The sequence below is a fragment of the Streptomyces sp. NBC_01669 genome (assembly GCF_026339735.1).
GTDB lineage: Bacteria > Actinomycetota > Actinomycetes > Streptomycetales > Streptomycetaceae > Streptomyces > Streptomyces yanii.
Genome location: NZ_JAPEQG010000001.1, coordinates 5,602,748 through 5,625,086, shown reverse-complemented (window position 1 = coordinate 5,625,086; position 22,339 = coordinate 5,602,748). Strand labels below are relative to the sequence as shown.

Sequence of the window (22,339 nt, the reverse complement as noted above, 5' to 3'; positions counted from 1 at the left end):
GGATGACGACAGCGACAGCGGGGGGCGCCGACGCGGTGCCCCCCGCCGACAAGCGTCCCCCTGAGCGCTCAGGGCGCCCTGATCCCACAAGCCCGCGCCGGAGTGTGACCGGCACCCGGAAGATCATCGCGACGCTCTTCCTGCTGCCTGCGCTGGTGCTGCTCGGCGCGCTCGTGGTCTATCCGATCGTGTACTCCGTCTACCGGTCGTTCTTCGACCAGTCGGGTACGGGCTTCGCCGGCCTCGACAACTACAAGGCGCTGTTCACGGACGACACCATCCGCACAGCGGTCAAGAACAACGCGATCTGGGTCGTCTTCGCGCCGACGATCTCCACCGCGCTGGGGCTGATCTTCGCGGTGCTGACCGAGCGGATCCGCTGGGGCACGGCGTTCAAGCTGATCGTCTTCATGCCGATGGCGATCTCGATGCTGGCGGCAGGCATCATCTTCCGGCTGGTGTACGACCAGGCGCCGGAGCGGGGGGTCGCCAACGCCGTCTGGGTGGGCGTGCACGACACGTTCGCGGAGTCGGCCGGCTATCCGAAGGCGCATCCGCTGCCGGTCCATCCGCTGAAGGCGGGCGGCGGCGGGTCGTTCGTCACGAAGGCGCCGGTACGGGCCGGCGTACCCGTGCGGTTGCCACTGGTCGGTGTGGCGCCCGCGAAGATGCCGACGGACGCGAGACCGGCGAAGGCAGCCCCGACGGAGTCCGGGAAGGTCACCGGCACCGCGTGGCTGGACTTCACCAAGGGCGGCGGCGGGAAGCCCAATGTCGTCGACACCAAGGAACTCGGCCTCAAGGGGCTGAAGGTCGAGGCGGTCAAGGGCGGCAAGGTGGTCGGCTCGGCGACAGCCGCCGCGGACGGTACGTTCGCCCTGCCCGCCTCCGCCGACGGCGCCCTGCTCAGGCTTCCCGCATCGAACTTCAGGGAGCCGTACAACGGGGTCGACTGGCTCGGCCCGTCCCTGGTGACGCCCGGGATCATCGGGAGTTACGTCTGGATGTGGGCGGGCTTCGCCATGGTGCTGATCGCGGCGGGACTTGCGGGTCTGCCACGTGAACTCCTCGAAGCGGCCCGGGTGGACGGGGCGAACGAGTGGCAGGTGTTCCGCCGGATCACCGTGCCGATGCTCGCGCCCGTCCTGGCGGTGGTGCTGGTCACCCTGATGATCAACGTGCTGAAGATCTTCGATCTGGTCTTCATCATCGCGCCGGGCTCCTCCCAGGACGACGCGAACGTCCTGGCACTGCAGCTGTACCGGTCCTCGTTCGGCACGGACGCGGATCTCGGGATCGGCAGCGCCATCGCCGTACTCCTGCTGCTGCTGGTGATCCCGGTGATGATCTTCAATATCCGCCGGATTCGGAAGGAGGGGCGCCGATGACCACCCCGACGGCGAAGCCGACGCAGTCCCTCGGCTCACGGATCGCGGCCCGCACCGGCGGCGGCGCGATGCGGGTCTTCCTCATCCTGGTGGGCCTGTTCTGGCTGATGCCGACCATCGGGCTGTTGCTCTCCTCGTTGCGCGGCGCCGACGACATCGCGTCGACGGGCTGGTGGAAGGTCTTCACCGCCCCGTCCGAGCTCACCTTCGACAACTACAGTCGGCTGCTGGACAATTCGACCATCACCCACTCCCTGCTGAGTACGGTCATGATCACCGTGCCCGCGACCGTCCTGGTCGTGGTGATCGGTTCACTGGCCGGGTACGCCTTCGCGTGGATGGACTTCCCCGGCCGCGACTGGTGGTTCCTGCTGGTCGTCGGGTTGCTGGTGGTCCCCGTGCAGGTCGCCCTCGTCCCGGTCTCCAAGCTCTTCGGCGAAATCGGGATCTTCGAGACGACCTTCGGCGTGATTCTCTTCCACACCGCCTTCGGACTGCCGTTCGCGATCTTCCTGCTGCGGAATTTCTTCGCGGAGATCCCGCGTGAACTCCTGGAGGCGGCACGGCTCGACGGGGCCGGCGAGATCCGGCTCTTCACCCGGGTCGTGATGCCACTGGGCGGTCCGGCGATCGCCTCGCTGGGGATCTTCCAGTTCCTCTGGGTGTGGAACGACATGCTGGTCGCCCTGATCTTCGCGGACTCCGACTCCCCGCCGATCACCGTGGCGCTGCAGCAGCAGGTGCGGCAGTTCGGCAACAACATCGATGTGCTGGCGCCCGGCGCCTTCGTCTCGATGGTGATTCCGCTCGCGGTGTTCTTCGCCTTCCAGCGCCAGTTCGTCTCCGGTGTGATGGCGGGCGCGGTGAAGTAACCGCACACCGAACCGACCGGAATCATCAGATGCACGTCAACGTGGGGCGGGTCCCGTTACCCATAACGGGACCCGCCCCACCTGGAACTTCGCGCGAATGCCACGTTCGGCGTAACCCTCGCACCCCATCGGCCGTTTGCGGACCATCCGCCCGCGCCAGCGAACGACCCATGGATGTGTTGTGCCCCGGTTCAGTGTCATCGTGCCCGCGTACCAGGTTCAGGCGTATCTGGACGAGAGCCTGGACTCGGTGCTGACCCAGTCCTTCGAGGACTTCGAGATCATTGCGGTCGACGACTGCTCCCCCGATTCCTGCGGCGCGATCATCGACGGGTTCGCCGCACGCGACAGCCGGGTACGGCCCTTGCACCTGCCGGAGAACGTGGGTCTTGGCCTCGCCCGCAACGCCGGGATCGCGGAGGCCACCGGCGATTATCTGATCTTCCTGGACAGCGACGACACCCTCGCCCCCGGCGCCCTGCGGGCCATCGCCGACCGGATCGGGGAGACCGGCGAACCGGACGTCCTGGTCTACGACTACGCCCGGACGTACTGGACCGGCGAAAGCGTACGCAACACGTTCGCCGAGCATCTCACCGAGACCGGCCCTGCCACGTTCACGCTCGCCGACCGGCCCGGACTGCTGAAGGTCCTGATGGTCGTCTGGAACAAGGCGTACCGCCGCGCGTTCGTCGAGGCCGAGGGGTTCACCTTCCCGCCCGGCTACTACGAGGACACCCCCTGGACCTACCCGGTGCTGATGGCCGCCGGTTCGATCGCGGTCCTCGACCAGGTGTGCGTCGGCTACCGGCAGCGGCGTCAGGGCAACATCCTCTCCACCACCAGCCGCAAGCACTTCGACATCTTCGACCAGTACGACCGGGTCTTCGCCTTCATCGACGCCCGCCCCGCACTCGCCGCGTGGCGACCGGTGATCTTCCGCAGGATGCTCGACCATTTCTCGACGCTGTTCACCACCCGCGGCCGGCTGCCGCACGGCAGCCGCACCGAGTTCTTCCGCCGCGCCCGCGCCCACTGCGCCCGCTACCGCACCCCCGGTGGCCCCGCCCCATGGCGCGCCCGGCTGCGCCACGGGCTGATCCGGGTCGGTGCCCATCGCACATACCGCGCCCTGTGGTCCGCGAAGCTGCTACGCGGGCGGCTGCGCCGGCTCACCGGGGCCGTGCGCCGGGTGGTGCGGGCCGCCTCGCTCCAGGCCTATTACCGCATCCAGCTGCGGCTGCCGGTCCGCGCGGACCGGGCGGTGTTCGCCGCGTACTGGCACCGCGGCTACGCCTGCAACCCGGCGGCGATCGAGGCGAAGGCCCGCGAACTGGTGCCCGGGATGCACACGTCCTGGATCTGCCGCCCCGAGGACGCGCACACCGTCCCCACCGGGACCCGTCCGCTCACCCCGGGGACGTACCGCTACTGGCAGGCTCTCGCGCGCTCCAAGTACCTGGTGAACAACGTCAACTTCGACCGGCGGCTGGTGAAGCGGCCCGGCCAGGTGCTGCTCCAGACCCATCACGGCACCCCGCTGAAGACGATGGGCCTGGATCTTCAGGACCGTCCCGCGGCGGCCCGCTCCATGGACTTCGCGCGGCTGCTCGCCAACGTCGACAAGTGGGACTTCTCCCTCTCCGCGAACCGATACTCCACCCTCGTATGGGAGAAGGCGTATCCGTCGGGATCCGCCGACTGCACAACGCTCGAGTACGGCTATCCGCGCAACGACCTCTTCCAGCGGGCCACCCCCGCCGATGTGGCGCGGCTGCGCGAATCGATCGGCGTCCCCGAGGGCGCCACCGCCCTGCTGTACGCCCCCACTCACCGCGACTACCGGCGCACCCAGCACCTCGGTCTCGACCTGGAGCGGGTGGTCCGGGAGCTCGGTCCGGACTTTGTGATCCTGACCCGCGCGCACTACTCGTACGAGGCTCCGCTGGTCCGCGAGCCGCACCCGCGGATCATCGACGTCAGCGGCCATCCGTCGGTCGAGGCGGTCGCGCTCGCCTCCGACGCACTGGTCACGGACTACTCGTCGCTGATGTTCGACTACGCCAATCTGGACCGGCCCATCGTCATCCACAGCAGTGACCGTGAGGCGTACGAGGCGGCCCGCGGCACCTATTTCGACCTGCACTCCTGCCCGCCGGGCGCGATCGCGCACAGCGAGGACGAGCTGCTCGACATCTTCGCCACCGGCCACTGGCGCGGCTCCCGCTCCGCGCAGCTGCGGGCGGCGTTCCGGGCGCGGTTCTGTCCGTACGACGACGGGCACGCGGCGGAGCGGGTGGTGCGCCGGGTCTTCCTGGGCGACACGGACGTGCAGGTGACCGCGGTCCCGCCGGCGGAGCAGCGGCCGGTGCCCGTCGTCGTACCGGCGCCCGCCACGGAACCGGGTTCGCCGGCCGTCCCCGCTGCGGCGGGTTCCGGGACCGTTCCGGCGGACCGGCAGGCGGCGCCCGCCGAGCGCGGCCTCACCGGGGCGCAGTCCGTCAAGGGGACCTGATCGCCGTCTCTCCCCCCAGCTTCGCCCCGCTGTGCCCGTGACCGAGAAAGAGCGTGTATGCCCCGGCTGAGTGTCATCATCCCCGTCCGTCGCGCCCGCGGACATCTGCGCGAGTGCCTGGAGTCGGTGCTCTCGCAGTCGTTCACGGACATCGAGGTGATCGGTGTCGATGACGGGGCGCCGGACGGCTCGGGACTGCTGCTCGACGAGTTCGCCGCCCGGGACGACCGGGTGCAGACCGTCCACCTCCCGGCGGACGAGGGTGCGGGCGCCGCCGGTCGGCGCAACGCCGGGGCGGAGCGGGCGGTCGGCGACTATTTCCTCTTCCTGGAGGGGAACTTCGTCCTGTTGCCGGGTGCGTTGCAGGCCGTCGCCGACAGGCTCGATGCCACGGGCGACCCGGACCTGCTGCTGTTCGGCCACCACAAGCGGCCGTTCCGCGGCCGCCCCCAGCCGACCCGGTCGCTGGAGTTGCTGTGCGGGCTGCCCGCCGGCCGGCTCACCCTCGCCGAGCACTCCGGGCTCCTCGACATCGCCCCGGTCTCCTGGAACCGAGCCGTGCGCCGCACCCTCCACGAGTCGGAGAAGCTGGCCTTCGGACCGGGACAGCACGGAGAGCGGATGTACGCGCTCCAGACGCTGGCCACTGCCGCATCGGTCGCCGTTCTGCCGCTCGCCTGTGTCGAACACCGCCGCCAGCGCTATCTGCCTGACCTCGCCGACGAGTCGGAGCCGACGGACGGCACGACGCCGCTCCAGCTCATGGAGGCGTACGCCGGGCTGATGACGTTTCTCGGGGACCGGCCGGCGCTGCACCCGCTGCGCACCCTGCTCTTCGACCGGGCCGCCCAGGAACTCCTCGGCGGATATCCGTCGGTGAAGCGGCGGCGCAGGCGACGGTACGTACGGTCCGTGGCCGCGTTCCACCGTACGCACCGGCCCGAGGGGCACCGGTTCCCCGACGGCGCGAAGGGGCTGCGTCCGCGGCTGATCGGCGCCGGCCGGTACGTGGCGCTCGGCGCCCTCGACACCGTGCTCGCCCTGCGCCGGGGTGCGCGCTCCGCACCCGCAGCACTCCGCGCACAGGCCAAGGGCAGGCTGTCCGCGCGCTACTACTGGTGGCAGCGCAGGCGCCCGCTCGACCGCGGGCTCGCCGTCTACGCCGCGTACTGGAACCGCGGCGTCAGCTGTAATCCGGAAGCGATCTTCCGCAAGGCCCAGGAGCTGGCTCCCAGAGTGCGCGGGGTGTGGGTGGTGTCGAAGAACCAGGTGGACGCGGTGCCGCCCGGCATCGACCACGTGGTACCGGGGACCCGCCGCTACTGGGCGCTGCTGGCCCGCGCCACGTACTTCTTCAACAACGTCAACTTCCCCGACCACCTGGTCAAACGCCCCGGCCAGATCCATGTCATGACCCACCACGGCACCCCACTGAAGATCATGGGCCTGGATCAGATGGAGTATCCGGCGGCGGCGCAGGGCCTGAACTTCGACCGTCTGCTCCAGCGGGTCGACCGGTGGGACTGGAGCGTCTCCGCCAATCCGCACTCCACGGAGGTGTGGGCCCGCGCCTACCCGAGCGCGGCGCGCTCGCTGGAAACCGGCTACCCCCGCAACGACGTCCTGACGACGGCCACGGGCGCACAGATCGCGAAGATCCGGGCCGGGCTCGGTATCCGGCCCGGGCAGCGCGCCGTGCTGTACGCGCCGACGCACCGCGACTACGAGGCGTCGTTCACCAGCAGGATCAATCTGGAACGGCTCGCCGACGCGCTCGGCCCGGGCACCGTGATCATGGTCCGCGCGCACTACTTCTACGACGGTGCGGGGCTGCCGGACCGTCCGACGCTCCTCGATGTCTGCGACCATCCGCGGATCGAGGAGCTGTGCCTGGCGGCCGACGCGCTGGTGACGGACTACTCGTCGGTGATGTTCGACTACGCGGCACTGGACCGCCCGATCGTGGTGCACGCCCCGGACTGGGAGACGTACCGCACGGTCCGGGGGGTCTGCTTCGATCTGCTGTCCGGGGCGCCGGGCGACACTCCCGGGGCGGTCTCCACCAGTACGGAGGAGCTCGCCCGCATCCTCCTCGACGGCAGCTGGGACAGCGCGGAGAACGGGGCGCTGCGGGCGGCGTTCCGGGCGCGGTTCTGTCCGTACGACGACGGGCACGCGGCGGAACGGGTGGTGCGGGCGGTGCTGCTGGGAGAACCGGCGGCGCCCGGCGGGCGTCTGCCATCGATCACCGGACGGGCTTGATCGTCCCACCCGGCGAGGGGGTTCCTCCCATGCCCTTGAGGCTGTGGGGGAGATCGATGGCGCACCCGGCCGCGGGGATGTGCCTCAGCGTTGCTGGCCCGCCATGACCGTGGCGAGGCCGATGACGACAAGCAGCGAGCCGCCCCAGGTCCACATCGAGGTCCGCTCGTGCAGCACCGTCGATCCGGCCATCACGATCAGCAGGTAGCCGAGCGCGTTGAACGGGTACGCGATGCTGAGCGGCACCTTGGCCAGCGTCGCCATCCAGGCGAGCGCGGAGACCGCGAAGACGACCAGCCCGAGGACGACCCACGGGCTGGTCGCGGCGCGGATCGCGAGCGATCCGCCGTCGCGCCCGGCCGTCGCCGCGGCGCCCTTCATACCGTGTTTGAGCATGATCTGGCCGCCCGCCGACGCGAACACGGCGAACAGGAGCAGCGTCAGACTGGGCAGGGTCAAGGTCTTGCTCCTGACTGCGGGGGCGGGCGGCGGCCCGGGAGCGCGTGAGGGGGCGGGCACGGAGGCGGCGGGAGCCGCGGTCTCAGACCCCGACCCGGTCGGCAGGGACGTACTGTCGGTTGAGGATGTCCTGAACATCGACGTGCTCTCCAGCGATGATCGTCTCGGCCGCATGCGGGGTGAGCAGTGCGACGTGCTGATAGCCGAACAGCGTCGGCCGGATCCGGGTCAGCAGCTTCGAGAGCCCGCTGAGGATCGCGGGGAGGGGGCCGCGGCCGCCGAGCAGGGACCAGAACGGCGCCCCGGTGGAGGCGATGTCGAGGACGTCGTAGCCCGCGTTCCGGACGGTGCGGCGAAGGCTGGCCCGGGTGAAGAAACGCAGATGCGTTTCGTCGAGGATGCCGCGCCGGTCGTAGTCGAAGATCCCGAGCGCGACCCGCAGCCGTGAGTACCAGTGGCTGAAGTTCGGTACGGAGAGAAGTACCTGGCCGCCCGGCCGCAGCACGGTCGCCACCTCGGCAAGGACGCGTTCGGGGCGGGAGAGGTGCTCGATGACATCGCCGGCGACCGCATAGTCGAAATCGGCGCCGATCTCGGCGGGCAGCCCCTCCTCCAGGTTGGCGAGATGGAAGTGTGTGCACTTCTCGCGGACCCCTGGCACCTCGATGTAGTCGACGCCGGTCACTTCGTGGCCGAGGGCTTCGAGGCGCTGGGCGAACAGCCCGCCGGAACAGCCGAGATCGAGCACGCGGCCGGGCGGGAGCGCCCGCATCTTCTCCAGGATGACGGCGTGCGAGGAGCCGTCGCCCTCCTTGAAGGCGTACTCGACGGGCTTGGGGATCCAGGCGCAGGTGCCGAATCCCTTGACGGCGAGGCGGTATTCGAGGACGTCCTTGACGACGTCCTTCGCGTACTTCATGCCGTTGACGTAGCAGATCTCGTCGCCGTAGTACGTCGGTACGGGGATCTCCTTGATCCGCATTCCTTCGTTGAGCAGCTGGACGATGATCTGCGTGTCGAAGTCGAACGCGTCGGTGTTCCGGCCGATCGGCAGTTTCTTGAGCGCCGCGACGCTGTAGGCACGGTAGCCGGAGTGGAATTCGGTGAGCTGCGATCCGAGGAGCCCGTTCTCCAGCCGGGTGAGAATGCGGTTGCCGAGCCATTTGTACATCGGCATGCCGCCCTTGAGGGCGCTGCCGGACTTCATCATCCGCGATCCGAACACGGCTTCGCATTCGCCGCGTTCAATGGGGTCGACCATGTCGGGAAGCAATTCTGGGGCGTACTGTCCGTCGGCGTGCAGCAGCACGATGATGTCGAGTCCGTGTTCGGCGGCCAGCGCGTATCCGGCCTTCTGGTTCCCGCCGTATCCGAGGTTCTTGGTGTGCCGCATCACGACGGTCCTGGGCATCCCCTCCGTCTGGGACCAGCGGCAGCCTGCGGTGAAGGTCGCGTCATGGCTCGCGTCGTCGAGAATGAGGACCTCCGAGATCCGGGACCGGAAATCCTCCGGAATGCGGTCGAGGGTCTTCTCCAGCGTCGTCTCGGCGTTGTACGCGACCACCAGGATGCCGATCCTGGGGCTGGTGCTTTCCTTCACGTGGGGTTCTCCAGTTGTGCTCGGGTGTGGTCAGTTGACGGCGGAACCGGACGGCTGTGAGGCACGGGGCGCCGTGACCGACGCCCGTTCGGCGGAGGTCGACGAGGGCGCGTCCGGCGGGGCGGCGAGGATCTTGCGGACGCCGGTGACCAGTCCGATCGCGAGGACGAACCACCCGGCGGCGCCGAGCTGCAGCACCGTTTCGCTCCATCGCACGGCGGAGCGTCCCTGGTAGCCGAGGACGGCCGTCCAGCCGAGCAGGCAGCTGTACGCGAGTCCCTCCCAGAACCCGATGACGAACATCGCGGCTGCCGCCCAGGTCAGGTACTGGAGGGCGGAGGCGGTGGAGAGGAGGAGCAGCAGGCCCATCGTCACGGCGACGACCCCGGGCAGCTGCGCGGGCCGCACCCAGGCCAGCCAGACGCCGACGGCCACGCAGACCAGCACGAAGAGGAAGTGGCCCTCGCCACGGATGAAGGCGATGAACGGCTCCGGCAGACCGAGCACATCGGCGAACCGGACGAGCCCCCAGAGGCGGTAGTTGCCGCCCGCGTACTCCAGGACGTTCTCCTTCAGGTTCTCCGGCACAGTCACCAGGACCGGTCCCCAGACGAGGGCGATCAGGGCGGTGAACCCCGCGGTGAAGCGGACGAACACCGGCCGCCCGCCGCGCAGCGCGACGACGAACAGCGCGGGGATCACCACGACGGGGATGAACTTGACGCTGATGCAGAGCGCGGCGGCCACCCCCGCGGCCAGCGGCGCCTTCCGGTCGGCCAGCAGATACGCGGCGGCGAGGGCGAAGGTCACGGCGACCGCGTCGGTGTTGCCGTGGTACCCGGAGGTGGCGATCAGTACGGGGCTGAGGGCCACGCCCGTTCCGCAGGCGACCGCGGTACGGAGAGAGCTGCGCCGCCGGACGATTTCGAACACGACGAGCGCGCAGAAGAAGTCGGCGATCGAGGCAGGTGATCGGATCAGCGTCCCGAACGACATTCCGATTTCGGCGAGTTCATTCAGCCCGAGAAGCATCCATCCGGCCAACGGAGGATGGTTGTAGACAGGCAGGCCGGGCAGCGGCTGCTCATAAATGCGAATGGGGCCGTAAACGGTGATGGCCTTTGCGAAACCTTGGAAGATGCGCACGTCGGCGGGGCCCGGCGTGTTTGCGGCGATCAGCATTCTGACAAGCAGCCCGACGGCCGCGGTGACGAGCACGACGGCTCTTGCGCGTCGTACGTTCCAGGTGGCGCACCACATTCGGATACCCATGAAAACAGAACGTAGCAACCAGAGGCCGCTATGCAGCGCACCGATCAACATACTTAAGCGGGACCGGAATCGATTCCCTGCTCAACAGCACCCGCACCGGATGGCGCGAATCACTCGAACGGTTCATGCAGCCTGCATTCCCGCGAGCCCGTTCGCGTTCACCGCCGCTTCCCCCGGGCCCGGTACCGGCCCCCACGGCGTACGGGGGGCCGGCACCGGGGAACACCACTGCGCCGCCTACAGCATCCGGTCGACCACCCGCTGCGCCGCATGCCCGTCGTCGAGATCGCAGAAGTCCCGCCGAAATGCCTCGTACGCCTGCGCGTGTCCCTCGGTGGCCCGGACCGGATCACGCAGCGCCTCGACGAGTTCGGCGGAGTCGGGGATCAGGGGACCGGGGGCGCGGTTCTCGAAGTCGAAACAGAAGCCGCGCAGGGTGTCGCGGTAATGGGCCAGGTCGTACGTGTGGAACAGCATCGGGCGTCCGGTCTGCGCGAAGTCGAACATCAGCGAGGAGTAGTCGGTGACCAGCGCGTCGCTGATGAGCATCAGCTCGCCGACGTCCCCGTAGCGCGAGACGTCCCGCACGAAGCCGCTTCCGGTGTCCGGAAGCCGGTCGGTGACCAGATAGTGGCGGCGCACCAACAGCACGCTGTCGGCGCCGAGTTCTCGTTCGGCGGCCGCCAGGTCGAGCTGAAGGTCCAGGGCATACCTCCCGCCGCCCTGCGGCCGGTCCTCGCGCCAGGTCGGCGCGTACAGCACGACCCGCCTGTCCGAGGGGATCCCCAGCCGCTCCCGCACCGAGGCGGCCACCTTGGTGCGGTCCGAGGCGTGGAAGAGGTCGTTGCGGGGGTAGCCGCACTCCAGCATCTCCCCCCGGTAGCCGAAGGAGCGCCGCAGGACGGGGGTGGAGAAGCTGTTCGGGGAGACGAGGACGCTCCACTGCCTTGCGCGCTGTTCAATGCCGGCGATGTAGGCGGCGTTGGCCTGGGCGGTGCCCGCGAGGTCGAGACCGATGCGCTTGAGGGGGGTGCCGTGCCAGGTCTGCACGACGGTCTGGCCGTCGCGCCGTTCGAACCAATCGGGCAGCTGGGTGTTGGTGACGATGTGGCGGCTGCGGGCCAGTGCCTCGTGCCAGTCGGCGGAGCCGTGGACGACGGCGGTGGCGCCCGCCGGGACGCGGGCCTGCTGATCACGGACGACCCACAGGTGCTCGAACTCGGTGGTGCGGGCAGTCAGTTCCTCGTAGATCGCCCGCGGTGAGTCGGAGTACTGGCGGCCGTCGAAGCTGCTGTAGAGCACGGCGTCGCGCAGGGGTGCCGCCGACCGCCGCCTTCCGTACGCCTCGCGCAGCAGCCGCTTGCCGCGGACGCCGCGTTCGGCGGCGCTGAGCACCGACGCGCAGTCGATGAGCAGCTGGTCGTAGTAGCGCCGCTCGATGACGTACCGACGCCCCGCAAGGGTTCGCGTGGCGGGGAGGGTGCGGTGGGCGGCGGCCGGGATGCGCAGCGGCAGGTCGAGCGTGTCGTCGGTGGCGCCCTTCTCGCGGAGGAAGAGGTACCAGTGGCCCTCGCCCAGCGGCAGTGCCCCGCCGGGTGCCTCGACGGCGTCCGGCCGCAGCTCGGCCCGGAACCGGCGGGCCTCGGCGGGCCCGAAGAGGGCCACCGGGAACACGGCCTCCTCCCGGTGTCCGCTGTGCCGGGCGACCAGCTCAACGGGCCGGTCCGGGTCGTCGGGGAAGGTGCCCTCCAGGAGCAGCAGGCCGTCCTCGGTCCAGCTCGCCAGCTCGCAGGCGGGCTGTACGGTCCGGTCGCTGATCAGCAGATTGCCGCGGGAGCCGGCGGTGAGAGCGAGCTCCCGCCTGGCGCCGTCCGCGCCGCGCGCGACCGGGTAGCGGCCCGGCAGGACGGGTCCCGGCACATCGATCGGTGTCCGGCGGCCGTCCGGTCCGACGAGGTGGAGGCTGTACGGGACGGTGCCCGCGCCCGTCGGCGGCCGGGCATCGGTCAACGCGCCGAGCGGGATCTCGGCGGTGAAGCGCCGCCAGCCCGCCGCCGACGGCACGGCGCCCTCGTGGACCGCCGCCGGGCAGTCGAAGGAGGTGCTGGAGGGCCGGTGGGTAAGGGCGATCCGCAACGGGCCCGTGCCGAGCCGGTCGCGGATCATGCCGTCGATCACCACGGTGCGTGTCCCGTCGCCCGCGCCGCCCTCCCGGTGCGTTTCGAACCGGGCGTCGATCCGCTCGGCGTGCAGCACCAGCTTGCCGCTCTCGAAGGCGGGCACGATCCGGTGGTCGCCGTCCGGCCGGTGCACGGGCGGCGGCGCCGCTGCCTCGTCGGTCGAGACGTCGGAGCGGCGCAGCATCCCGTGACCGGCGATGCCGATTTCGAGGCGCCAGGTGAGCCGTTCGGCAGGGCCGCCGGGATCGATCCGGAGCCTGGCCGGGTCGACGACCGTCTCGAAGCCGGACCGGTCGTAGTCGTGCAGGCTCTGCCGGGAGCGTGCGGTGGCCTCCGGCTCGTCGACGGTACGCAGCCGAAGCGGCACCAGATGCCGTCGGCCGGCCCGCAGCCAGCCCGCCCGGAACTCGCTGCGCCGCGAGGCGGCGGGCAGGTTGCGGATGTAGGCGTACCCCTTGAGGTGCAGTTTCCCGCCCTGCCAGTGCGCCTCGCGCAGCCGAGCGGTGAGCGGCAGGTCCCGGTCGCCGACGCGCAGCACCGACCGTGGCAGGGGTCGGGTCAGTCCCGGGTACGAGGCGCTGCGGCGCCGCACGCCCCGTACGGCGAACGCGCCCGGTTCGGCCTTGTCGTGGGCGAGCAGCGCCAGCAGTTCGTCGGTGCGCCGTTCGCGTACGAGGTGCCACATCAGGCGCAGGCGCAGTGGCAGCCCGTCGAGGACGGTGGGGTCGACCTGGTCGGTGAACTCGTTGGCGTACGTGAGGAAGGCGCGGCGGTACTCGTCGTCGCCGTCGGGCAGCGCCTCCATGAAGTACCAGAGGTCGTTGGCGAGGACATGCGCCTCGTAGCGGCGCTTTTCGGCGGCGCTGCGGTGCTCGTCGAGGAAGGTGGAGACGCCCAGTACGTGCGAGGCCCGGTCCTGGATGCCGCGGACGACGGCGCGGCGGGTGGTGATCGAGCCCGCCCGGTCGCGCCAGTGGTAGACGGGGTCCTTGACGACGTCGACGGTGCGGGCCAGGAAGTGGGCGGGAAGGACGACGGGAATGTCCTCGTAGAGGGCGCCGACCGGGAAGGCGAAGGCGTGCTCGTTCCAGAAGGACCGGCGGAAGACCTTGTTGCAGGCGATCCGGTCGGCGGCCAGGTCCCAGTCGCGGGAAATGTGGGTGCGCAGCCGCGTGCTCGCCATGGGTTTGCGGAAGTTGGGCGACTGCTGAAGCTTGCCGGAGGCGCGCAGCCGGAGCACATTGCCGGACGCAAGGTCGGAGCCGGTCTCGTCGAGTGCGCCGACGAGGAGTTCGTACGCGCGGGGCGGGAGGATGTCGTCGCTGTCGACGAAGGCGAGGTAGCTGCTGCCCGGGTCGCAGTTGCGGACACCAGTGTTGCGGGCGTGCCCGAGTCCGCCGTTCTTCTGGCTGACCAGCCGGAAGCGGCTGTCCTGTGCGGCGAATGCGGTGGCCAGGGCGGCGCTGTCGTCGGTGGACCCGTCGTCGACCATCACCACCTCCAGATCGGCCATGGTCTGCTCCGCGAGGGACTTCAGGCAGTCCGTCAGATAGAGCTCGACGTTGTGGACGGGGACGACGACACTGAGCCGTGGCGGCATGTTGAGCACGTCCGTTCATCGGGGGCCTGGTTGTCCGTATGGCTCAACCCCGTGAACGCCCGGGGGTCACCGGTTACGGCCTCGAACGTGTGACATTAGGCGCCGTCCAGGAACAGCCGTCGCACGACGCGCTCGGCGGCGCGCCCGTCGTCGTACGGACAGAACCGCTCCCGGAACGCGGCCCGGAGCGCGGTGGTCCGCGCCGACCGCCACTCCCCCGACCGGAACACCTCGATCAGTTCGTCCTCGGTGGTGGCGACGGCGCCCGGGGTGTCGCCGGGGCGGCCGGACAGCAGGTCGAAGTAGGTGCCGCGCGAGGCCCGGTAGGCGGCCCAGTCCGGGGCGTAGCTGATGATCGGGCGGTCCAGGCAGGCGTAGTCGAACATCAGGGACGAGTAGTCGGTGATCAACACGTCGGAGGCGAGACAGAGTTCCTCGACGGACGGGTGCCCGGTCACGTCGATCACACGGGCGCCGTGCAGCCGCGCGGAGCGGCCGTAGAAGTAGTGGGCGCGCACCAGCACCACATGATCCGGACCGAGTTCGCGGGCGAGGCGTTCCAGGTCGAGGTGGGGGACGAAGCCCTTGCGGTAGTCGCGGTGGGTCGGCGCGTACAACAGCGTGGTCTGTCCGGGGGCGAGGGAGAGCCGGTCCCGGATTTCGGCCCGCTGCGCGGCGGTGGTGGTGAAGAAGATGTCGTTGCGCGGGTAGCCGAGGTTCAGATGCTCGTACGAGGACGGGTAGACCCGGTCCCAGATCTCGGTGGTGTGCGGGTTGGCGGAGAGGGAGAAGTCCCACTGGTCGGCGTGGGCGACGATCTTCTCGAAGCTGATGCCGTTGGTGAGGGCCGGATAGGCGCGCTGGTCGAGCCCCATGGTCTTGAGCGGGGTGCCGTGGTGGGTCTGGAGGTAGACCTGGCCGGGGCGCTTGGTGAAGCCGCCGGGGAAGCTGGAGTTGTTGATCAGATACGTGGCGGTGGCCATGGCCCGCCAGTAGGCGCGGGAGCCCTCGATGACATACGGGGTCCCGGGCTCCATCCGGTCGCGGTGGCGGGACGAGACGACCCAGACGCCCCGGATGTGCGGGGCGAGTTCGCACGCCTTGGCGTGGATCGCGGCAGGGTTGCAGGCGACGCCCCGGTTCCAGTAGGCGCCGTAGACCGCGAGGTGGGGGTCGAGCGGCCGGTGCAGGTCGGCGCGGTAGGCGGCGCGCATGACGCGGGCGCGCAGCGTCTTCTTCCGGCGGCGCAGGGCGGCGGTGGTCCGGGCGCGCCGGTCGCGAACGGCCTGCTGGGCACGGTGGGCGGTGTAGCTGCCGGGGAGGCCGGCGGCGCGGTGGAAGGCGGGGCGGTCGGGCGGAGCGATCCGGCCGGGGTCGGCGAGCACGGCACGCAGATGGCGGGTGCGCGCCTCCTCGACGCGCGGGTCGTGGCCCGTCTCGGTGCGCAGCCGCTCGTACGCGTCGATGACCGCGAAGTGGTGGCGGCCGGGGGTGGTGGCGAAGGTGCCGGTGCGGCGGATGCGGTGGCGGACACAGACCCGGTCGAGCTCGGCGAGGGTGCCCGCGTCGGCCGCGAGTAGTTCGGCACGATGGACGGGGAGGACGTCCTCGTAGGGGCCGTCGGTGAAGTGGAGGCCGTGCGCGGTCCAGAACTCCCGGCGGAAGAGCCGGTTGCGGACGGACGGAAGATCGTCGGCGGGGGCGGTCTCGCCCCACCAGTCGATGCGGTCGTGCCCGAGGAGCAGCACGTCGGCCTCGCTCCGGGCGAGCCGGTCGGCGATCGCTTCCGGTGCGCCCGGTCGCAGCAGGTCGTCCCCGTCGAGGAAGAGCAGGTACGTGCCGCGCGCCTCGGCGGCCCCTGCGTTGCGGGCCGGTCCCGCACCGCGATGCCCGGGAAGGCTCAACACCCTTGTCCTGTGGTCGCGTTCGGCGAACTCGGCGGCGATCTCGGCGCTGCCGTCCGTCGATCCGTCGTCGACGACGATCAGTTCGGTCCCGGCGTCCGACCGGTCGAGCACGGACTCCAGGGTCTCCCTGAGATATCCCTGAACGCGATGGACGGGCACGACGACACTGAGACGGAGCATGGCAGCCGAGCGTAACCGCGCACGGACCGCGTACCGAATCGCGTGTTCACCCGTTCGGGTCAGTGCCGGTGACCCGGGGCGTCCGCCCGGGTTGACCCGGGCATGAAGCCTCGTCTCAGTGTCGTCGTGCCCGTCCACAACGTCGAGGAGTATCTGGAGCCATGCCTGCGGTCGGTGGCAGAGCAGTCCGTCGACGCCATCGAGGTGGTGCTCGTCGACGACGGCTCGACGGACGGCAGCACGGCGATCGCCGAGGCCTTCGCCGCCCACGACCAGCGCTTCCGCTATGTCCGCCAGCCCAATGCGGGACTGAGCGCGGCCCGTAACACGGGGGTACGGCACACCACCCCCGGCGTCCCGTATCTGGCGTTCGCCGACAGCGACGACATCGTCGTCCACGACGCGTACGAGCGGATGCTGGCATCGCTGGAGTCGACCGGATCGGACCTGGCGACCGGCAATGTCTGGCGGCTGACCGAGCAGGGTCGGCAGCAGGCCTGGCAGTACCGATGGCTGACCGGGACCCGCGCGCGCACCCACATCAGCCGGGATCCCCGGCTGCTCGCCGACCGGGTCGCCTGGAACAAGGTGTTCCGGCGTTCGTTCTGGGACCGGCACGCCTTCGCTTTTCCGGAGGGCAAGCTCTACGAGGACACCCCGGTGATGATCCCCGCGCACTTCCTCGCCGGTTCCGTCGATGTGCTGCACGAGCACGTCTACTACTGGCGGGTGCGGGAGGGTTCGATCACCCGGCGGCGTACGGATGTGAAAGGCGTACGGGACCGGATCGCGGCCTGCGAGCAGGTCAGCGCGTTTCTCGGCGGGCGGGAGGCGAACAGGGGCGCTCGCCACCGCTACGACGCGTCCTGCCTGCGCGACGACTTCGTGTACTTCCTGGAGGGGCTGCCGATGGGCGGGCCCGAATACCGGGACGCGTTCATGGCCGGTGCGGGCGCGTTCCTCGACCGTGCGGGACCTGCGGTCCTCGACGAGCTGCCCGTGGAGCTGCGGATCAAGTGGCAGCTGGTCCGGGAGCGCAGGACGGCCGAGCTGCTGTCGGTACTCGACTTCGAACGGGCCAATGGCGCGGGGACGTTCGCGGTCACCGGTGTGCCCGGACGGCGGCGGGCGGCCTTCCCCGGCGTGCCGGAGAGCGCCCGCCCGGCCAGGACCGATTTCCCTGCGGTGGCGCGGCTGCTCGGGGCGGAGTGGGGCGGCGACGGGAAGCTCCGGCTGCGCGGATACTCGTACATCCGCAATCTGTCGGCCTCGGCTCCGCGCCACTCGCTGAAGATGGGGATGGTGCGCGCGGCCCGGGGCACACAGCTGCGGACCGTGCCGGTGCGGACCGTTCCCGCCCCTGAGGCGACCATCGACTCCGGCCAGGAGTTGCACAGTTATGACCGGTCCGGCTTCGAGCTGGTCCTCGACCCGAGGCGGCTGCGGCCGGGCAGCTGGCTGGTCGGAGTGGTGGTCGCCGGGCACGGTGTGGTGCGGCGCGTCGCGGTGCGGGCCGTGGAGGCGGGTGCGGTCCAGCCGCTGGTCCACGACCTGGGCGACGGGCGGCGGGCGGTGCTCGACTACCGGGGCGGGCGGCTGCAGCTGACCGTGGCACACCTGTCCGCCCGGTGCGAGGCCCATCGCACGGGGCACGAGCTGGAGTTGACGGGCCGGCTGTACGGGGGTGCGCGGCCGAAGTCGCTGGTGCTGACGTGCGACGGGGCGCTGGAGAGCGAGTACCGCTACCCGTTCGAGTGCCGGGCCGACGAACGCTTCACGGTACGGATCCCGCTCGCCGACCTCGCCCGCATGGCAGACGCGCCCGGCCCGCCGCACCGGGCGCCGCATGAGGTCGAGGCGGAGCCCGGCGGTCGGTGGCGGGCACGGCTGATCCTTGCGGACGGCTCCCGCGTGCCACTCCCCGCCGCACCGGACCTGCCGCTTCCGGCACTCGCCGACGCGGGGGGCGAACTGGTCCTGGACCTGACCGGGCAGCCGGTCGTGGACCGGGCCGAGTGGACGGCGGACGGGGCTCTGCGCCTGGGGGGCGCGGCAGGTTCGGTGGAGGGCGCACCCCCGCTCGTGCTGCGGCATGACGCGCTGCGCGAGACGGTGACCATCCCGGTGGCGTACGAAGAGACGTCCGGGGGCCGGCGCGGCGCAGGCCGTTTCACCGCGTTCCTCGCCCCGTCGGTCGCGGCGGGTCTGCACGAGGGGCGCTGGGATTCGCATCTGGGCGGGCTGCCCGTCCGGGTGCTGACCGCGCTCACCGCGCGGCTGCCGCTCCGCAGGAAGGGCAAACCCGGAGGCCCTGCCAGGGAGTTCACTCTCGACCGCCGTCACGGCGACCGGCTGACCGTGCACGCAGGCCCGGTCCTCGCACCCGCCGAACGGGGCGCGTACCGCCAGGCCGCCCTGCGTGGCACGTACTATCCGGCGCAGCGCGCCCTGCCGCTGCGCGACACCGTTCTGTACACCGGCGGCGACTCCCCTCGCGCCGTCCACCACGAACTCGTGCGCCGGGGCGTGGAGTTCGAGCACCTCTGGGTGACGGACGGACGGCAGGGGCACCTTCCGCCCACCGCCGTGCCGGTCGTCGAGCGCAGCACCGCCTGGTACGAGGCCCTGGCACGGGCGCGCCGGATCGTCACCGCCGACCAGCTCCCCGAGTGGTTCGAGCGGCGCCCCGGGCAGACGGTCGTGCAGACCTGGCACGGCGCCCCGCTCGGCCGCTTCGGCACGGACCTCACCGACTCCCTCTACGCCGACCACCACCACCTGGCGTCCCTGCCGCACCGCGCCGCCCAGTGGTCCGTCCTCGTCTCCCCCAGCAGCTGGGCCACCCCCCATCTGCGCCGGGCGCTCGCCTACGACGGCGAGGTCCTGGAGGCCGGCTCGCCCGCCAACGATCTGCTCTTCGCCGCCGACCGGGAGAAGACCGCCGAGCGGGTACGGCGAAGGCTCGGCATCCCGGCCGGGCGGCAGGTGGTGCTGTACGCACCGACCTACCGGGACCACCTGGCCCACGCGGCCGCCGACGCCGGATCCCACCGCTGTCGCTGGGATCCGGCCCTCGACCCCTCGGCCCTGTCGGAGGCTCTCGGCGACACCCACAGCGTGCTGGTGCGCAGGCATCCGCGGGTGACCGGCTCCGTGCCCGACGGCCCCCACGTACGCGATGTGTCCGCGCACCCGGACACCGCCGAGCTGCTGCTGATCGCCGATGTCCTGGTCACCGACTACGCGGGGCTGATGTTCGACTTCGCGCACACCGGCCGGCCCATGCTCTTCCACACGTACGACCTCGAGCACTACCGCGACACCGTGCGCGGCTTCTGCCTCGACTTCGAGACCCGCGCGCCCGGCCCGCTGCTCGTCGGCACGGACGAGATCGCCCGGGCGCTGGGCAACCCCGGCACCCTGGCCGCGTCGACGCAGCGGCATGCGGAGGCCTACGAGAGCTTCCGCAGGGACTTCTGCGACCTGGACGACGGCGGAGCGGCGGCCAGGGTCGTGGACCGGCTGCTGGCACCACAGGCGGCGGAGGGGGCGGTCAGTTCTTCTTGAGGGCGGCGACCGCCGAAGCGGCGAGATCGTCGAGGTACCCCTTGGGCAGCTCGCCGCGGACGACCGCGAGCCGCCAGTAGAGCGGTCCGACGATCAGGTCCAGCGCGCGGTCCGGGTCGCTGTCCTCGGGCAGCTCACCGCGGGCGACGGCGTCCCGGACGACCACGGCGGCGATGCCCTGCTGCGGGTCCAGCAGGGCCGCCTTGATCGTGTCCGAGATCTCCGGGCTGCGTGCCGCCTCGACCAGCAGGTCCGGGATGACCTGCGAGGCGACGGGGTGACGCAGGGCGTAGGCGGCCAGTTGCAGGACGGCGCGGACGTCCCCGTACAGCGAACCGGTGGCCGGAGCAGGCATGCCCTGGACGGCGACGGCGGAGACCAGGTCGAGAACCAGCGCCAGCTTGGACTTCCAGCGGCGGTAGACGGCGGTCTTGCCGACGCCCGCGCGCCGGGCGATGCCCTCGATCGACATCCGGGCGAAGCCGACCGCCGCCAGTTCCTCGAAGACGGCGCTGCGAATGGCATCGGTGACGTCCTCGCGCAGCACAGCGGCTCCGGCGGGGACGCGACGGCGGGTTCCCGGGTCGGTGGTCATGGCCAGAATGATAGTCCGTAACGACGAAACGGTTGCGTTGCGACGTCCATGCGCCCTACCCTCGACGTAGCGACGATACGGTTCCGTTCCGGCGATCGCCATTGTTCCTGCCCTCCCGTCGAAAGCGATCGTGGTGAGCCAGACAACAGCCTCAGCGACCCCGCCGGCCGCACCGGCCCCGGCGGTGACCGATGCGGCCCCCGCCCCCGCTCTCCTCCCGGTGTACGAACCGGGCGAGCTCGCCGCGCTCGCGGCCCGGCACGGGCTGACCGTGAGCGGCGCCCGGCCGACCCTGGGCGCCTACATCCGGCAGCTGTGGGGGCGCAGGCACTTCATCACGGCGTTCGCCACCGCCAAGCTCACCGCCCAGTACAGCCAGGCGAAGCTCGGCCAGATCTGGCAGATCATGACCCCGCTGCTCAACGCGACGGTCTACTACTTCATCTTCGGCGTCCTGATGAACACGAAGCGCAATGTCGAGGACTTCGTGCCGTTCCTCGTCACAGGCGTCTTCATCTGGACGTTCACCAGCAGCTCGATCACTGCGGGCACCCGCGCGATCAGCGGCAACCTCGGCCTCGTACGGGCCCTGCACTTCCCGCGCGCCTCGCTGCCGATCGCCCTGGCCCTGCAGCAGCTCCAGCAGCTGCTGTTCTCGCTGGGCGCGCTGGTGCTGATCCTCATCGGGTTCGGGCAGTTCCCGCGGCCGTCCTGGCTGCTGGCCGTTCCGGCACTCTTCCTGCAGGCCGTGTTCAACACCGGCGTCTCGATGGTGGTGGCACGGCTGGCCGCCCGGACCCCGGACATCGCCCAGCTGACGCCGTTCGTCCTGCGCACCTGGATGTACGCCTCCGGCGTCATGTGGAGCATCGACGCGCTGCTCAAGGGAGACCGGGTACCGCACTTCGTGAAGGTGGCGCTGGAGTGCAATCCGGCCGCCGTCTTCATCGACCTGATGCGGTTCGCCCTGATCGACAGTTTCAGCGGGTCCCAGCTGCCCCCGCATGTGTGGGCCGTCGCCGCGGGCTGGGCGCTCGTGTGCGGGGTGGGCGGCTTCGTGTACTTCTGGAAGGCCGAGGAGCAGTACGGACGTGGCTGAGAACATGAACGGCACCGACGAGCGGGTCCCGACCGTCGTCGTCGACGACGTCCACATCACGTACAAGGTCAATGGCGCCCGTACCGGAAGGGGCAGCGCCACCTCGGCCCTCAGCCGGATCGCCTCTCGACGGCAGGCCCCCGGAGTGCGCGAGGTGCACGCCGTGAAGGGCGTCAGCTTCGCCGCGTACAAGGGCGAGGCGATCGGCCTGATCGGCTCCAACGGATCCGGGAAGTCGACGCTGCTGAAGGCGATCGCGGGTCTGCTGCCGCCGTCGAAGGGGCGGGTCCACACCCAGGGCCAGCCTTCGCTGCTCGGGGTCAACGCGGCCCTGATGAGCGATCTGACCGGCGAGCGGAACGTCATCCTCGGCGGGCTCGCGATGGGCATGACCCGCGAGGAGATCCGCGAGCGCTACGAGCAGATCGTCAACTTCTCCGGCATCAACGAGAAGGGCGATTTCATCACCCTCCCGATGCGGACGTACTCCTCGGGCATGGGCGCCCGGCTGCGCTTCTCCATCGCCGCCGCCAAGAGCCACGACGTCCTGCTGATCGACGAGGCGCTGTCCACGGGCGACGCCAAGTTCCAGCGGCGCAGCAAGGAGCGCATCATCGAGCTGCGCAAGGAAGCGGGCACGGTCTTCCTGGTCAGCCACAGCAACAAGTCGATCACCGAGACCTGCGACCGGGCGATCTGGCTGGAGGCAGGAACGCTGCGGATGGACGGTCCGGCGAAGGACGTCGTCGCCGCGTACGAGAAGTTCACCACCGCCAAGAAGTAGCGAACCCGAACCGAAGGGGGGCGCCCCGGGCCGAAGCCCGGGGCGCCCCCCTTCCGTAC

At 70.5% G+C, this 22,339-nt stretch carries 13 protein-coding genes; 7 read left to right on the top strand and 6 right to left on the bottom strand.

Annotated elements, in window-relative coordinates:
* The first annotated feature begins 2 nt into the window (after positions 1 to 2).
* From OG972_RS25215 to OG972_RS25200, 4 genes are all read left to right on the top strand, one after another.
* Positions 3 to 1,388, top strand: a complete 1,386-nt coding sequence (locus OG972_RS25215) for a carbohydrate ABC transporter permease (RefSeq protein ID WP_266985043.1) — start codon at positions 3 to 5, stop codon at positions 1,386 to 1,388.
* Positions 1,385 to 2,260 (top strand): carbohydrate ABC transporter permease, encoded by an 876-nt coding sequence (locus tag OG972_RS25210; RefSeq protein ID WP_266985041.1) that lies wholly within the window; start codon positions 1,385 to 1,387, stop codon positions 2,258 to 2,260. Before OG972_RS25215 ends, OG972_RS25210 begins: the two co-directional genes overlap by 4 nt.
* 181 nt (positions 2,261 to 2,441) lie before the next feature.
* Complete coding sequence (locus OG972_RS25205) at positions 2,442 to 4,775, top strand: bifunctional glycosyltransferase family 2 protein/CDP-glycerol:glycerophosphate glycerophosphotransferase (protein ID WP_266985039.1); 2,334 nt, start codon at positions 2,442 to 2,444, stop codon at positions 4,773 to 4,775.
* Between the two features lie 57 nt (positions 4,776 to 4,832).
* A complete protein-coding gene (locus OG972_RS25200) occupies positions 4,833 to 7,037 on the top strand; it encodes a bifunctional glycosyltransferase family 2 protein/CDP-glycerol:glycerophosphate glycerophosphotransferase (RefSeq protein WP_266985037.1) in 2,205 nt (734 codons plus the stop codon).
* A gap of 84 nt (positions 7,038 to 7,121) precedes the next feature.
* Here the strand turns inward: OG972_RS25200 and OG972_RS25195 are convergent, their stop codons facing one another.
* The 5 genes from OG972_RS25195 to OG972_RS25175 form a co-directional block, all read right to left on the bottom strand.
* Positions 7,122 to 7,496 carry a hypothetical protein gene (locus tag OG972_RS25195; RefSeq protein WP_266985035.1) on the bottom strand — a complete coding sequence of 125 codons (375 nt, stop codon included), beginning with the start codon at positions 7,494 to 7,496 and terminating at the stop codon, positions 7,122 to 7,124.
* Positions 7,497 to 7,578: 82 nt separating this feature from the next.
* Positions 7,579 to 9,096 (bottom strand): bifunctional glycosyltransferase/class I SAM-dependent methyltransferase, encoded by a 1,518-nt coding sequence (locus OG972_RS25190; protein WP_266985033.1) that lies wholly within the window; start codon positions 9,094 to 9,096, stop codon positions 7,579 to 7,581.
* A 30-nt stretch (positions 9,097 to 9,126) separates the two neighbouring features.
* Positions 9,127 to 10,368 (bottom strand): hypothetical protein, encoded by a 1,242-nt coding sequence (locus OG972_RS25185; RefSeq protein ID WP_266985031.1) that lies wholly within the window; start codon positions 10,366 to 10,368, stop codon positions 9,127 to 9,129.
* A gap of 237 nt (positions 10,369 to 10,605) precedes the next feature.
* Positions 10,606 to 14,148, bottom strand: a complete 3,543-nt coding sequence (locus OG972_RS25180) for a bifunctional glycosyltransferase family 2 protein/CDP-glycerol:glycerophosphate glycerophosphotransferase (RefSeq protein WP_266985029.1) — start codon at positions 14,146 to 14,148, stop codon at positions 10,606 to 10,608.
* Positions 14,149 to 14,243: 95 nt separating this feature from the next.
* Positions 14,244 to 16,235: a bifunctional glycosyltransferase family 2 protein/CDP-glycerol:glycerophosphate glycerophosphotransferase gene (locus OG972_RS25175; RefSeq protein ID WP_266985027.1), complete on the bottom strand. Its 1,992-nt coding sequence runs from the start codon at positions 16,233 to 16,235 to the stop codon at positions 14,244 to 14,246.
* Positions 16,236 to 16,337: 102 nt separating this feature from the next.
* Here OG972_RS25175 and OG972_RS25170 point away from each other — a divergent pair, with 102 nt between their 5' ends.
* On the top strand, positions 16,338 to 19,802 hold the full coding sequence (locus OG972_RS25170; protein WP_266985025.1) for a CDP-glycerol glycerophosphotransferase family protein: 3,465 nt from the start codon (positions 16,338 to 16,340) through the stop codon (positions 19,800 to 19,802).
* Here the strand turns inward: OG972_RS25170 and OG972_RS25165 are convergent.
* Positions 19,789 to 20,397 (bottom strand): TetR/AcrR family transcriptional regulator, encoded by a 609-nt coding sequence (locus OG972_RS25165; RefSeq protein ID WP_266985023.1) that lies wholly within the window; start codon positions 20,395 to 20,397, stop codon positions 19,789 to 19,791. The genes OG972_RS25170 and OG972_RS25165 overlap by 14 nt on opposite strands.
* A gap of 184 nt (positions 20,398 to 20,581) precedes the next feature.
* On the opposite strand from OG972_RS25165, the gene OG972_RS25160 reads away from it, so the two are divergent.
* Together OG972_RS25160 and OG972_RS25155 are read left to right on the top strand one after the other, a co-directional pair.
* Positions 20,582 to 21,496 carry an ABC transporter permease gene (locus OG972_RS25160; protein WP_266990702.1) on the top strand — a complete coding sequence of 305 codons (915 nt, stop codon included), beginning with the start codon at positions 20,582 to 20,584 and terminating at the stop codon, positions 21,494 to 21,496.
* Between the two features lie 4 nt (positions 21,497 to 21,500).
* Positions 21,501 to 22,280 (top strand): ABC transporter ATP-binding protein, encoded by a 780-nt coding sequence (locus tag OG972_RS25155; RefSeq protein ID WP_266990700.1) that lies wholly within the window; start codon positions 21,501 to 21,503, stop codon positions 22,278 to 22,280.
* Positions 22,281 to 22,339: the final 59 nt, after the last annotated feature.